The organism is Saccharothrix variisporea (assembly GCF_003634995.1).
Lineage (GTDB): Bacteria > Actinomycetota > Actinomycetes > Mycobacteriales > Pseudonocardiaceae > Actinosynnema > Actinosynnema variisporeum.
The window spans coordinates 1,413,997-1,426,724 of the sequence record NZ_RBXR01000001.1 but is presented as its reverse complement, the minus strand read 5'-3'; the positions used below and the strand labels follow the sequence as shown (position 1 = coordinate 1,426,724).

The 12,728-nt window shown below is 71.0% G+C and carries 10 protein-coding genes; 6 read left to right on the top strand and 4 right to left on the bottom strand.

The window, feature by feature from the left end; translation table 11 throughout:
* Positions 1 to 66 precede the first annotated feature (66 nt).
* Complete coding sequence (locus tag DFJ66_RS06205) at positions 67 to 1,194, top strand: acyltransferase family protein (protein WP_121218793.1); 1,128 nt, start codon at positions 67 to 69, stop codon at positions 1,192 to 1,194.
* Between the two features lie 97 nt (positions 1,195 to 1,291).
* Positions 1,292 to 2,155, top strand: a complete 864-nt coding sequence (hisG, locus tag DFJ66_RS06200) for an ATP phosphoribosyltransferase (protein ID WP_121218791.1) — start codon at positions 1,292 to 1,294, stop codon at positions 2,153 to 2,155.
* Positions 2,156 to 2,845: 690 nt separating this feature from the next.
* Here hisG and DFJ66_RS06195 read toward each other — a convergent pair.
* The 3 genes from DFJ66_RS06195 to DFJ66_RS06185 form a co-directional block, all read right to left on the bottom strand.
* Entirely contained in the window at positions 2,846 to 3,835 is a 990-nt protein-coding gene (locus DFJ66_RS06195) for an isopenicillin N synthase family dioxygenase (protein ID WP_121218789.1), read from the bottom strand.
* A 91-nt stretch (positions 3,836 to 3,926) separates the two neighbouring features.
* Positions 3,927 to 6,008, bottom strand: a complete 2,082-nt coding sequence (locus DFJ66_RS06190; protein ID WP_121218787.1) for a putative bifunctional diguanylate cyclase/phosphodiesterase — start codon at positions 6,006 to 6,008, stop codon at positions 3,927 to 3,929.
* Between the two features lies 1 nt (position 6,009).
* The gene (locus DFJ66_RS06185) at positions 6,010 to 6,861 is read right to left on the bottom strand and encodes an SAM-dependent methyltransferase (RefSeq protein WP_121218785.1); all 852 of its coding nucleotides are present in this window, start codon (positions 6,859 to 6,861) and stop codon (positions 6,010 to 6,012) included.
* 120 nt (positions 6,862 to 6,981) lie between these two features.
* Here DFJ66_RS06185 and DFJ66_RS06180 point away from each other — a divergent pair, with 120 nt between their 5' ends.
* The 4 genes from DFJ66_RS06180 (at position 6,982) to DFJ66_RS06165 (ending at position 11,983) form a co-directional block, all read left to right on the top strand.
* Positions 6,982 to 8,316, top strand: a complete 1,335-nt coding sequence (locus DFJ66_RS06180) for a cytochrome P450 (RefSeq protein WP_121218783.1) — start codon at positions 6,982 to 6,984, stop codon at positions 8,314 to 8,316.
* Between the two features lie 30 nt (positions 8,317 to 8,346).
* A complete protein-coding gene (locus tag DFJ66_RS06175; protein ID WP_121218781.1) occupies positions 8,347 to 9,345 on the top strand; it encodes an alpha/beta hydrolase in 999 nt (332 codons plus the stop codon).
* A 474-nt stretch (positions 9,346 to 9,819) separates the two neighbouring features.
* Positions 9,820 to 10,722 (top strand): bifunctional DNA primase/polymerase, encoded by a 903-nt coding sequence (locus DFJ66_RS06170; RefSeq protein WP_121218779.1) that lies wholly within the window; start codon positions 9,820 to 9,822, stop codon positions 10,720 to 10,722.
* Positions 10,723 to 10,759: 37 nt separating this feature from the next.
* Positions 10,760 to 11,983, top strand: a complete 1,224-nt coding sequence (locus tag DFJ66_RS06165) for an SGNH/GDSL hydrolase family protein (RefSeq protein ID WP_121218777.1) — start codon at positions 10,760 to 10,762, stop codon at positions 11,981 to 11,983.
* Between the two features lie 311 nt (positions 11,984 to 12,294).
* Here DFJ66_RS06165 and DFJ66_RS06160 read toward each other — a convergent pair whose 3' ends face one another.
* On the bottom strand, positions 12,295 to 12,726 hold the full coding sequence (locus DFJ66_RS06160; RefSeq protein ID WP_121230747.1) for a nuclear transport factor 2 family protein: 432 nt from the start codon (positions 12,724 to 12,726) through the stop codon (positions 12,295 to 12,297).
* Between the last annotated feature and the right edge of the window lie 2 nt (positions 12,727 to 12,728).

Here is a 12,728-nt window from a genome sequence, read left to right as displayed (position 1 = left end):
CCGCCAATCGGCCACAGAGAGTAGTGGTCCGGTCGGAAGGTCGTCGCCCGGGGTTACCTTGGACACATGACCGCGCAGGTGGGACAGCGGTCGCGACTGGCCGCGGTGGACAACCTGAAGGTGCTGCTCGTCGCCTGGGTGATCGGCGGGCACGCGCTGCTCGGGTACTCCGCCGTGGGCGGGTGGCCCTACGACGAGGTCAACGAGGTCACCTTCGCGCCCCGCGTGGAAGCCGTGCTGGCGGCGGTCCTCGGACCGTCGGGACTGTTCCTCATGGGCACCTTCTACCTGCTGTCCGGGTTGTTCACCCCGGGCTCGCTGGCGCGCAAGGGCCGGGGCAGGTTCGTCCGGGAACGCCTGGTGCGCCTGGGGATCCCGTGGGTGGTGTCGGCGCTGCTGGTGTGGCCGCTGTCGCTGTGGGTGGCCTACCGCGCGGCCGGGCGCGACGTGTCGCCGTGGTGGGTCTTCACCCACCGCGACCCGCTGCTGGACTCGGGATCGCTGTGGTTCGTGCTGATCCTGCTGCTGTTCTCGCTGGCCTGCGCGGTGGTCTGGCGGCCCGCGTGGGTGTCGCCGGTGCTCACCACGCGGTACCTGGTGCTGGTGACGGCCGGTGTCGCGGTGACCACGTTCGTCGTGCGGCTGTGGGCGCCGGCGCGCAGCGGCCAGGTGGGGGACCTGCACATCTGGTGGTGGCCGCAGCTGCTGGCCATGTTCTGGGTGGGTGTCGTCGGCGCGCGGACCGGTCTCGCGGGGAGCATCCCGGAGCGGATGTGGCGGCTGTGCCGGGTCGTGGCGTTCGTCGCGATCGCGTCCGTGCCGGTGACGGCGATCGCGGCCGGGGTGTCGAACCTGTCCGGGCAGTCCGGTCCGTTCCTGGGCGGGTGGCGGTGGCAGGCGCTGCTGCTCGCGGTCGTCGAGTCGGTGCTGGTGGTCGGCGGGTCGATCTGGCTGCTGGGCTTGGCGCAACGCCGGCTCACCGCCGGCGGGCCGTTCGCGGGCGCGCTGGCCCGGTCGGCGTTCGCGGCGTTCGTCCTCCAGGGACCCGTGCTGGTGCTGCTCGCCGTGGCCGCCCGCCCGGTGCCGCTGCCCGCCGAGGTGAAGGCGTTCGCGGTCGCCCTCGCGGGTGTCGCGGTGTCCTTCGGCGTGGGCCGACTGGTGACCGCGCACACCCGATTGGGTCGTTTCTTCTGACCCTTTCGCGAATGGCCCGATTATTGTTCACTTCCCATTCCCTGGGACTCCGGCCCCAGGTCAGGGCGCTGTAGGCCGGTGTGGGAGACTGCGGGCCATGGCTCCTCTTCGCTTCGCCCTGCCCAACAAGGGCTCCCTGAGTGCTCCCGCGGCGCAAATGCTGTCCGAGGCGGGGTACCGGGTCCATCGGTCGGGGCGCGAGCTGATCGTGGCCGACCCGGCAAATGATGTGCAGTTCTTTTTCCTGCGCCCCCGCGACATCGCCGTCTACGTCGGCGAGGGCTCGCTGGACGTCGGCATCACCGGCCGCGACCTCCTGCTCGACTCGAGCGTGTCGGCCAAGGAGATCCTCCCCCTCGGCTTCGGCCGGGCGTCGTTCTACTTCGCCTCCAAGCCCGGCGGCATCACCGACCAGGCTGGCCTGGAGGGCAAGCGGATCGCCACCAGCTACCCGAACCTGGTCGAGGAGTACCTGTCCGAGCAGGGCATCAAGGCCAAGCTCGTCCGCCTGGACGGCGCCGTGGAGACCGCGGTGGAGCTCGGCGTGGCCGACGCCATCGCGGACGTGGTGGAAACCGGCATCACCCTCAAGACCTCGGGCCTGGAGACCTTCGGCAAGCCCATCCTCAAGTCCGAGGCCGTCCTGATCCAGGGCGACACGGTCGCGGAGACCCCGGAAGCGGTGCACTCGGTGGAGATCCTGCACCGGCGCCTGCAGGGCGTGCTCATCGCCCGCCGGTACGTGATCCTGGACTTCGACTGCCCGGTCGCGGCCCAGGAAGAGGCGTTCAAGCTGGTCCCCGGCATCGAGTCCCCCACGGTGTCCCCACTGGCCCGCGAGGGCTGGGTGGCGGTCCGCTCCCTGGTACCGCGCGACGACGCGCCGTTCATCATGGACCAGCTCTGGCAGGTGGGCGCCCGCGCCATCCTGGTCAGCTCGCTGGACACCTGCCGCATCTAGCTGCCGAACCGCGCACTTTTGGCTTTTCGGCGCGCGCAGCGCGCTGTTGTGCAGTGGTCTCAACCACAGGTGGAGGGCCTCGGTTCCCCCGCCGTATGGCCTGCCCGAAGGGCTACCACATTTTCCCGGGGTTGCAGCCGAAAATTTTGTGAGGGACGAGCAAAATTTTTAGCGGCAACCCCGGGAAAATGTGGTTGGCTTTGCCAGGCCATGCGGTGGGGGAACCGACGCCCTTCACCCCCCGCTGGCGGCCTGCCGCGCGGCGAGCGCCGCTTTTCATCTTTCGAGCGCGCCAGCGCGTCCCAGCGCGAAGCGCGTTCGGCTTGAGAGCGAAGCGTTCCGGTTTAAAGGGCTTAAAAGCGAAAAGCGCCTCGCCGGCGGGCAGGCCACCAAAGATGACTCAACTGCAACGGCGGGGGCTTCTTGCTTTTGCCATCTCCGTATGGCCTGGCGGAGCCTACCACATTTTCCAGGGGTTGCCGCTAAAACTTTTGCTCGTTCCTCGCAAAACTTTCGGCTGCAACCCCTGGAAAATGTGGTAGCCCTTCGGGCAGGCCATACGGAGATGACAAAAGCAAGAAGCCCAAGTTGAGTTGTGTCCCCTCCGGCGGACTGCCACTCGCCGGCTTCGCCGAAGAAGGCGCGCTGCGGATCGGTGGTGGGGTGCTACTTGCTGGACACCTGCCGCATCTAGCCGACGCGTTCCGCCGGCAGTTCCGGGGCGAAGGTCTGCCGCACCTTGTGCGAGAACCACTGTCCGACGGTAACTCGCTCGAACTGTGGCACGCCCCCGCCTCGGAACGGCTGGACCGGCTCGATCGACGTGTCGTGGTTGGGCAGGTGGAAGAACGGGATCGAGATCCGCGACGCCGCGTCGCCGCGCTCCGGGTTGACCACCCGGTGCACGGTCGACGCCCACCGCCCGCCGGTCCAGAACGCCATCAGGTCCCCGATGTTGACCACGAAGCTGCCCGGGACGGCGGGCAGGTCCCGCCACTCGCCGGTGTCGGTCCGCACCTGCAGCCCGCCGAGGTCGTCCTGCTGGTAGAGGATCGTCAGCGTGCCCCAGTCGGTGTGGGACTCGCGTCGGATCCGGCCCGGCGGCGGGACTTCGCGCTGCGGGTAGTAGAAGTTGGCCAGCAGCAGTGAGACGTGCCGGTCGAACTTGGCGTCGAAGAAGGTTTCCGGCAGGTCCAGGGCAAGCGCGAACAGGCGCATGACGTCTTCGGACAACGCCGTCATCGCGGCCATGTACTCGTGCCAGGTCGCCCGGAAATCGGCGGGCGAATCGGGCCAGACGTTGGCCACCTTCCACGTCGCCGGGTAGTCGCCCAGCGCGGCGCGCTCGAGGTCCGGCAGGTCGCCGGTCACGTGCGCGGCGAAGGCTTCGTAGAGGCCGGGCACGTCGCCGTCGCCGGTGAACCTGCGCAGTCCCGACACGCCGGCGACGCTCGCGGCCCGGTCCTTCTCCTCCTCCGGCGAGGTGAAGAAGCCGTTGGTGGTGCGGTGCATGCGCTCCACCAATTCGTGCGGCACGCCGTGGCCCACGATGGTGAAGAAACCCGAACGCCGGCACGCCCGACCGATGGCCTCGGCGATCGCCACGCGCCCCTCCCCGCTGTTCCTGCCGGCCAGGTCGATGACCGGCGCGAAATCATCGACCACTACCACTCCGCCCATTATTCCTCCCTACGAGGAATGTTAGGAGTGCTCGGTAATTCGCCGGTAACGAATTGCGCTACCGCGCCGGCGGGAATTCCGTGCCACCCGGTCACAGCCGGTCGGTGATCACCTCCGGTGGACCGGCCGGCGCGAACAGGGGACCGGAGGCCGTCTCCGCGCCCACCTCCCGCCACCACTGCGCCTGCACGGGAGTGGTCACGTCCGCCACCGACACCGCGATCCCCGCTTCCCGCACCACCGCCAGCAGTTCCGCCAACGCCCGCGCCACCAAGGGCGCGGGCTGGTCGGTCAGCGGACGGCACACCCGCACCGCACGTGCCGGGAAGTCGGCCACCGCCACCAGGTCGGCCGGCGCGGCGGTGAAACCGTCCACCTCCACGCCCACCCCGGCCTCGGCCAGGATGCGCAGGTTGTCGGCCGCCTCGCCGTCGTCCAGCACCACCTCGGCGGGCGCGCCCAGCCACAGCGCGCCGGCCGGCAACCCGGTGTCCGCCAACGACCCGCGCACCGCGCCGACCAACTCCGGGTCGGTGGCCTGCCGCGCGGTCAGCGACACCCGCACCGGGGCCGACCACGCCGCGCCCTGGGCGCAGGCCACCCGCAGCAGCCACGTGCCCAGCGGCACGACCAGGCCCGTGTCCTCGGCCAGCGCGAGGCACTGGTCGTGCGGCACGACGCCCAGCCGCGGGTGGTCCCACCGCAGCACCGCCTCGCCCGCCACGACCTTCGAGTCCGACAGCCGCACGAGCGGCTGGTAGAGCACCGCCAGTTCGCCCGACGCCCACGCGCCCGCCATGGTGGCGGCCAGGCCGAACATGCGGCGGTCGCGGGTGTCCTGCGCCGGGTCGGCCAGCTCCCACTGCCGCCGGCCGTTGCCCTTGGCGCGGCGCAGGGTCAGGTCGGCCGAGTCCAGCAGGTCGTGCGGGGACGCGTCGCGTGGCGGGCGGTGCACCACGCCGATCGTGGCCGAGCACGCGACCTGCTCGCCGCGGGACTCGAACGGCTCGGAGAGCCGGTCGTTGATGCGCCGCACCATGGTCACCACGTCGGGCGTGGTCGGCGAGTTGCGCACCAGCACCGCGAACTCGTCGAAACCGAACCGCGCCACCATCGCGTCCTCGCCCGCCACGAGCTGCTCCAGCCGCTCGCCGACGACCTTGAGCAGGTGGTCGCCCACCGGACGCCCCAGCCCGCCGGTCACCAGCGAGAAGCCGTCCAGGTCCAGGTGGTAGACGGTGATGCCGTGCACCGGGTCGGCGTCGCGCAGCGCCTGCTCCAGGCGGCTGGTGAAGTACTGGCGGTTGGGCAGCCGGGTCAGCACGTCGTGCAGCGACTGGTGGTTGAGCTGGCCCTGCAACAGGTTCACGTCGGTGCTGTCCTCGGCGAGCACCACCACCTGGTTGCCGCCCTCGTGGCGGCGCAGCGGGGACAGCGTGAGCGCCACCCACGCCAGTTCGCCGTCCGCGCGCAGCAGGCGGTGCGGTTGGGTCACCGACATCGTCCCGCCGTCGGCGAGGTGGGCGAACTCCAGCCGCAAGCCCTCCCGCTCGTCCTCGGGGACCAGGTCGAACAGCGGCGTCCCGATCAGCTCCGCCGGGGTGCGGTCGACGATGCGGCCCAGCGCGCCGTTGACCTGGACCAGCCGGCCGGTCAGGTCCGCGGTCGCCACGCCGGTGGACGTGCCGCCCTCCAGCAGGTCCACCCGGCTGCGGCTGACCTGCAGCTCGGCCTGCGCCTCCCGCATCGCCCGGTACAGCGAGCGGCCCAGCTGCTCCTGCTGCTCCAGCGTGGCGCTCTTCACCCGCTGCACGAACCCGGCGGCCAGCGCGGCGACGACGTCCACGACCCGGTCGCGCAGCCGGTCCGCGTCCGCGCGCGGCGCCATCGCCAGCAGGCCCTTGGCGACGACCTCGACCGTGCACTGCAAGCCCTCCGGCCCGGTGCAGTTGAGGTCCACCAGCGCCGTGCCGACCTCGTGGCCGACCCGCTGGGCCAGGGCCTCGTCGCCGACCGCCGCCCACAGCCGTTCGACCAGGCCCAGCAGGTGCCGTTCCAGTTCGGGCGTGCTCAGCGGGACGAACGTCCGCGCGCTGAGCAGGTAGGCCCACTTCTTCGCGAGCTTCGCTCGGGCGCGCGGTCCTTCCGCGTCCTGGGGAAGCGCAGCGGTCATGTCAGCGGCTCCCGCCCGCCGGTTTGCGGCCGACACCGACGTAGACCTGGGTGTTGTCGTCGGGGTCGTCGGAGATCGAGCCCATGCCGTCGGGCCGCCACAGCGCGACGCCGACGACGCCGGGGTCGACCAGGTCGAAGCCGGTGAACAGCTCGGTCACCTCGGCGTGGGTGCGGTAGACGAGGTTGTCCTGGGAGTTGCTGCGCCGCACGGTCGCCGCGGCCTCGCGCATGGTCTCCACCCGGCGGTCGGCGGTGGCGTGGGAGATGACCAGGGCGCTGCCGGGCGCGAGCCGCTCGCGGTAGCGGGCCAGGTAGCCGACCGGGTCCTCCGAGTGCGGCGAGAAGTGCAGCACCAGCAGCATCAGCACGGCGATGGGGCGGTCGAAGTCCAGCAGCCCCACCACCTCCGGGCGGGACAGCACGTCCTCCGGCTCGCGCATGTCGGCCTGGACGACGGTGGCGCGGTCGTTGCCCGCCAGGATGAGCCGGCTGTGGGCGACCGCGACCGGGTCCTTGTCGACGTAGACGACCTTGGCGGCGGGCGCGATCTCGTGGACGTTGCCGACGGTCGGGATGCCGGACCCGATGTCGAGGAACTGGTCGACCCCTTCGTCGACCAGGTGGGTGACGGCCCGCCGGAGGAAGGCGCGGTTGATCCGCACCAGTCTTCGCGCGCCGGGCAGCACTTTCAGCATTTCGTCACCCATTCGGCGGTCAACCGCCAGGTTGTGCGCGCCACCGAGCAGGTAGTCGTATGTGCGCGCCACGCTGGGAACGTTGATGTCGATGCCGTCGGGCACCCAGTCGAGATCGGTCACGGCGCACTCCAGGGGAAGGGGGAACCAGAACATCCAACCGCCTCGCGCCCGCTGAAGCCAGCCGATCCAACAACTCAACCCGAATGCGCGATCCCCAGGGCCTCCGAACGGCGCATAGAGTGCACGCGGTCAATCCCCGGCTGGAGGCCAAAGATGACCACCGGAAGCCGAAAACGTGAGGTCCCCACAGTTCCCGGACGATTACCCCTGGTCGGTCACACCCCCGCCATGCTGCGACAACGACTCGCGTTCACCGCGAAACTGCGGTCCCACGGCGATGTCGTGCGGGTGTGGCTCGGTCCGCTGCCGGTGTACTTCGCGACCACCCCGGAATTGGCCCACCAGGTCCTTTCCGGGCAGACCGGCACGTTCGCCAAGGGCCTGCTGGTGGACAAACTGCGCCGCGCGTTCGGGAACGGCCTGGTCAGCACGGACGGCGAATTCCACCGCCGCCAACGTCGGATGATCCAACCCGCGCTCCAGCGCCCCGCGCTCGAACGGCACGCGGAGGTGATGAGCGCTTCCGCCGCCGACCTGGTCGATTCCTGGCGACCTGGACAAGTGCTGCGGTTCGACCGCGCGATGCAGGACTTCACCATCGGAGTCGTGGGCCGCACGCTGTTCTCCACCGATTTCGACGCCCGGGTGAGCGCCGAGATCCGGCGGCACACGCCGACCGTGATCCGGCTCGGCGTCGTGCGGGCGCTGGCCCCCGGGTGGCTCGCGGCCCCGGTCAACCGGCGCTTCGACGACGCCGTCGCCCGCGTCCACCGGGTCGTGGACGACGTGGTCGCGGGCCGCCGCGCCGACCGCGACGACCTGCTGTCCACCCTGGTCTCCGCCCGCGACGAGCACGGCCTGCCGATGAACGCCCGGCAGGTGCGCGACGAGGTGGTGACCCTGCTGGTCGCGGGCAGCGAGACCACCGGTGTGGCGCTGTCCTGGCTGTTCCACGAGCTGGCCGAGAACCCCGACGTGGCCGACCGCCTGCACGACGAGGTGGACGAGGTGGTGGGGCGGCGGCCCGCGACCCCGGCCGACGTCCCCGACCTGCCCTACACGCGGCGCGTGATCAGCGAGGTGCTGCGCAAGTACACGCTGTGGATCATGATGCGCCGGGCGAGCGCCGACGTGACCCTCGGCGACGTCGACCTCCCGGCCGGCACGGACGTCGCCTTCAGCCCGCACGCCCTGCACCACGACCCGCTCTCGCACGCCGCGCCCGACCGCTTCGACCCCGACCGCTGGCTGCCCGAACGGGCGGCCTTGGTGCCGCGCGGCGCGTACGTGCCGTTCGCGGGCGGCTTGCACCACTGTCCGGGCCACTTGTACGCGCAGTACGAGATCACCATCGCCGCCGCGACCATCGCGGCCCGGTGGCGGCTGGTGCCCGTGCCGGGACTTCCCGTGCGCCCCAAGGTGATCGGCTTGATGTACCCGAACCGCCTGCCGATGACCGTCATCCCCCGATCCCGCCTTTCCCGATAGTTCCCTTTCCCCTGAGGAGGTCGTTCTTCCTTGCGGTACTCACTCGCCGCCGGCGCCGTCGCGCTGCTCGTGGCGTCGTCGCTGACCACCGCGTCCGCCGCCGGTGCGTCCTGTCGGGACGTCTACGCCCCGGTCCGGGTCCTCGGACAGCAGCACACCGTGCACGGCGAGCTGTGCACACCCGACGGCGGCGCCAAGACCGTGCAGGTCCTGGTGCCCGGCGCGACCTACAACAGCTCGTACTGGGACTACTCCGACGGCACGCACTCCTTCCGCGCGGCCCAGAACGCGGCCGGCTTCGCGACCCTGGCGATCGACCGCCTGGGCACCGGCGCCAGCTCCCGGCCGCTCGCCGTGGCGCTGACCGGTTTCGTGCAGGCCGACGCGCTGCACCAGGTGGTGCAGGGCCTGCGGTCGGGCGCGTACGGCCGGTCGTTCGACAAGGTGATCACCGGCGGCCACTCGCTGGGCGCGGCGATCAGCGTGCTGGAGGCAGGCACGTACCAGGACGTGGACGGCGTCCTGGTGACCGGCATGACCCACAAGGTCAACGCCGGGGGCGTGGCCGAGGCGTTCTCCCACTTCGTGCCCGCCAACCTGGACGCCAAGTTCGGCTTGCTCTACCCGGTGGGCTACCTGACCACCGCGCCCGGCACCCGGTACGAGAGCTTCCACGCGCCCGGGGTCCTCGCGCCGCCGCTGGAGGCGATGGAGGAGTCCACAAAGGACGTGTTCTCGGCGACCGAGGCCGCGGACGGCTTGGGCGTGTCGGTGCTGCTGCCCTACAGCCTGCTCATCACCGCGCCGGTCATGGTGGCGGTGGGCAGCCGGGACTCCGCCGTGTGCGGCCTGCTGGCCACCGACTGCTCGACGTCGCAGACGCTGCTGGACGCCGAGGCGCCCTACTACGGCGGCCGGGTGCGCGCCTTCAGCCTCCCCGACTACGGGCACTCGATCAACCTCGCCCCGAACGCGGGCGAGTACTACGCCGCCGCCGCCGCTTGGGCGACCCAGGAAGTCGGCCGGTGACCCTGTGCGGGGTCCGCACGCGCCGCGGACCCCGCACAGCGGGCTCTTCTTCTTGGCCGCTTCGCTTCTCCGGGACGCGCTGCGCGCTCTCAAGCCGACGCGCTGCGCGCTCTCGAGATCAAAAGCGGCGCTCGCCGCGCGGCAGGCCCCCGGAGGGGAAGGGCGTCGGTCTTCCTCCGCACGGCCTGCCGGAGGCAACCACACTTGGCCCGTTTGAGCAACCGGAAAAGCTGGTTGCACAAACGGACCAAGCGTGGTTGGGCTGCGCCCAGGCCGTACGGAGGAAGACCGAGGCCCTTCCTGTGGGCTCTGTAGCCCGGCGAACCGCAACCCCGCGCTCCGCGCGAGGCGGAGCGCCCACAGCGGGGTAGTTGCCACCGATCGGACGCCTGTACGCACGCCTTCCGACCAGGGAGAATGGTCTGGAGCGGTGTGCTTCCCCCACGCCGGAGGGCCGAGGTGCGGGGGTGCGGCATGGGCGCGTTCGAGGCGAGGCTCGCGGCGGCGTTGGCGGCCGTGGAGCACGGGTGGCCGGTGTTCCCGTTGCGGCCGTTGGGGAAGGTGCCGGCCCTGAAGGACTGGGACCGCCGAGCCACGCTGGACACCGACCAGGTCGAGGCCTGGTGGCGGCACCGCCCGTACAACATCGGCATCTCCTGCCGAGCCGCGAACCTGCTGGTGATCGACCTCGACCAGGGCATTCCCCACGGTCGTGACGTCCTGGCCGAACTCGCACACCGCCACGGCGCGGACGACCCGACCGACACCTACACCGTGTTCACGCCCAGCGGGGGCGAGCACCGCTACTTCCAGGCCCCTCCGACACCGCTGCGCAACACCGTCGGCAAGCTCGGCAGGCACGTGGACACCCGGTCCGCCGGCGGGTACGTGGCCGCCGCCGGCTCGATCCGCCACATGACCAGCGGCCTGCGCCTGTACAAGGTGACCAAGGACATCACCCCCGCTCCCGCCCCCACCTGGCTGGTCCGCCTCTTGACCCCACCCCCACCTCCACCACTCCCCACCGCACCACCGATCCCCGCCCCTCGCCGAGTCCGCGCCTACCGAGCCGCCGCCTTGGACGGCGAGGCCAACCGCGTCCGCACGGCGGTGCCGGGGACCCGCGCCCACGCCCTGTTCACCGCTGCCTGCCGCTTGGGCGAGCTCGTCGGCGCGGGCTGGCTCGACGAACGGGACGCCACCGCCACCCTCCTGGACGCGGCCGCGCGCCACAACGGCGTGGAGGGCTGGACCGAACGCGAGGCCCGCCACCACATCACCAACGGCCTGGCGACCGGTCGCCGCAACCCCCGGGTGATCCCCGACCGGGGTGTCCCCGAACCGCGCGAGCCCGCACCCGGGCGAGTAGGTTGGTGATCGTCTGGTTCAACGTGTACTTGGGGGCACACGGATCATGAAGAAACTCGCCGCACTCCTGCTCGCCGCAGCGACGGGAGTGGCACTGGCACCCGCGGCGCAGGCCGCCCCGCACGGGGGCTTCACCGCGATCTGGGGCGCGTCACCGCACGCGCCGACCGACGGCTTCGGCCCGAGCTGGGGCACCGCCGGTTTCGAGAACCAGACGGTGCGCCAGGTCGTCCGCCTCAACGGCGGCGGCCCGGCCCTGCGCATCCGCCTGGCCAACACCTACGGCACCAGCCCGCTCAAGGTCACCGGCGCCACCATCGCCCGCACCGACACCGGTGCCACGGTCAAGCCGGGTTCGGTACGCCACCTGACCTTCCACGGCACCCGCTCGACCACCATCCCCGCCGGCGCGGAACTCGCCAGCGACCCGACGCTCTTCCCGGTCGCACCGCTGACCAAGCTCACCGTCACCCTCTACCTGGCCGAGCCCACCGGTCCGGCCACCGGCCACGTCTTCGCCACCGCGACCACCTACCGAGCCACCGGCGACCACCGCGCGGACACCAGCGCCGACGCCTTCACGGAAACCACGCAGTCGTGGTTCTACCTGGCCGGCGTGGACGCCGTGGACACGACCCCGCGCCGCGACACCGTGGTGACCTTCGGCGACTCCATCACCGACGGCGCCGGCGCGACGGTCGACGCCGACAACCGCTACCCCGACGAACTGGCCGAACGCCTGCGGGGCCGCCTGAACGTGGTCAACGAGGGCATCGGCGGCAACCGCGTCCTCAACGACTCCCCGTGCTTCGGCGAGAAGGCCACCACGAGGTTCGCCCGGGACGCCCTGTCTCAGCCGGACGTGCGCACGGTGATCGTGCTGGAAGGCATCAACGACATCGGCTTCCCGCTGTTCGCCCACCCCTGCACCACCCCCGCCACGCAGATCACGGCGGAGGAGCTCATCGCAGGGCACCGAGAGTTGATCCGCCAGGCCCACGCGAAGGGCGTGCGCATCCTCGGCGCGACCCTGCTGCCGTACAAGGGCGCCTTGTACTTCAGCGCCGAGGGCGAGGCCATCCGGGACGCGCTGAACACCTGGATCCGGACATCGGGCGAGTACGACGGCGTGGTCGACCTCGACAAGGCCCTGTCCGACCCGACCGACCCGGACAAACTCCTGGCCACCTACGACAGCGGCGACGCCCTGCACCCGAACGACAAGGGCTACCGGGCCATGGCCGACGCCGTAGACCTGACCCAGCTGTAACCCAACCACCCAAGCCCACCCACACGCCCGCAGGCGCACGCCCGAAGGGCGGTATGCGTTTCGCCGTGCTGCCAAGCCCACGGGAAGGGCGTCGGTTTCGTTCCCCCGTCCGGCCTGGGCGCAGCCCAACCGCGCTTGGCCCGTTTGTGCAACCAGCTTTACCGGTTGCTCAAACGGGCCAAGTGTGGTTGCCTCCGGCAGGCCGGACGGGGGAACGAAACCGACGCCCTTCCACCCCCGGGGGCCTGCCCAGCGGCGAGCGTCGCTTTTAGCTTTTGATCTTGGAAACGCGCAGCGCGGCTCTACACCGGTCAGACCTCTGCGGCTCGGATCAGCGCCGTGTCGGCGACCTGCTCGAACGCCGTCACCCGCCCCTCCGTCACCCGCCCCTCCGTCACCCGCCCCTCCGCCACCCGGTCGTCCGCCACCCGCCAAACATGGGTGAACCGCGCGGTCATCGCCTTGCCCGTGCCCCGGTGCACCCCGACGTACTCACCCAACGCCACCACCACATCCCCCGCGTCGAGCAGTTCGGAGACGTTCGCGCTGAACGACACCCACTCAGCCCCGATCCGCTGAAAAACGTTCTCCCGGATCGCATCCACGCCGAAATAAGTACCGCCGTACGCAGACCCCGCGGCCTCGGTCCACCGGGCGTCCGGTGCCAACACCGCGAGCATCCCTTCCAGGTCACCCCGCTCGGAAGCGGCGTAATGAGCCCGGACAACGTCCAATGCCGTCATAC

Coding starts and splice junctions, on each gene's coding strand:
- DFJ66_RS06205 (WP_121218793.1), top strand. CDS start 67: ATGACCGCGCAGGTGGGACAGCGGTCGCGACTGGCCGCGGTGGACAAC.
- hisG (WP_121218791.1), top strand. CDS start 1,292: ATGGCTCCTCTTCGCTTCGCCCTGCCCAACAAGGGCTCCCTGAGTGCT.
- DFJ66_RS06195 (WP_121218789.1), bottom strand. CDS start 3,835: ATGGGCGGAGTGGTAGTGGTCGATGATTTCGCGCCGGTCATCGACCTG.
- DFJ66_RS06190 (WP_121218787.1), bottom strand. CDS start 6,008: ATGACCGCTGCGCTTCCCCAGGACGCGGAAGGACCGCGCGCCCGAGCG.
- DFJ66_RS06185 (WP_121218785.1), bottom strand. CDS start 6,861: ATGTTCTGGTTCCCCCTTCCCCTGGAGTGCGCCGTGACCGATCTCGAC.
- DFJ66_RS06180 (WP_121218783.1), top strand. CDS start 6,982: ATGACCACCGGAAGCCGAAAACGTGAGGTCCCCACAGTTCCCGGACGA.
- DFJ66_RS06170 (WP_121218779.1), top strand. CDS start 9,820: ATGGGCGCGTTCGAGGCGAGGCTCGCGGCGGCGTTGGCGGCCGTGGAG.
- DFJ66_RS06165 (WP_121218777.1), top strand. CDS start 10,760: ATGAAGAAACTCGCCGCACTCCTGCTCGCCGCAGCGACGGGAGTGGCA.
- DFJ66_RS06160 (WP_121230747.1), bottom strand. CDS start 12,726: ATGACGGCATTGGACGTTGTCCGGGCTCATTACGCCGCTTCCGAGCGG.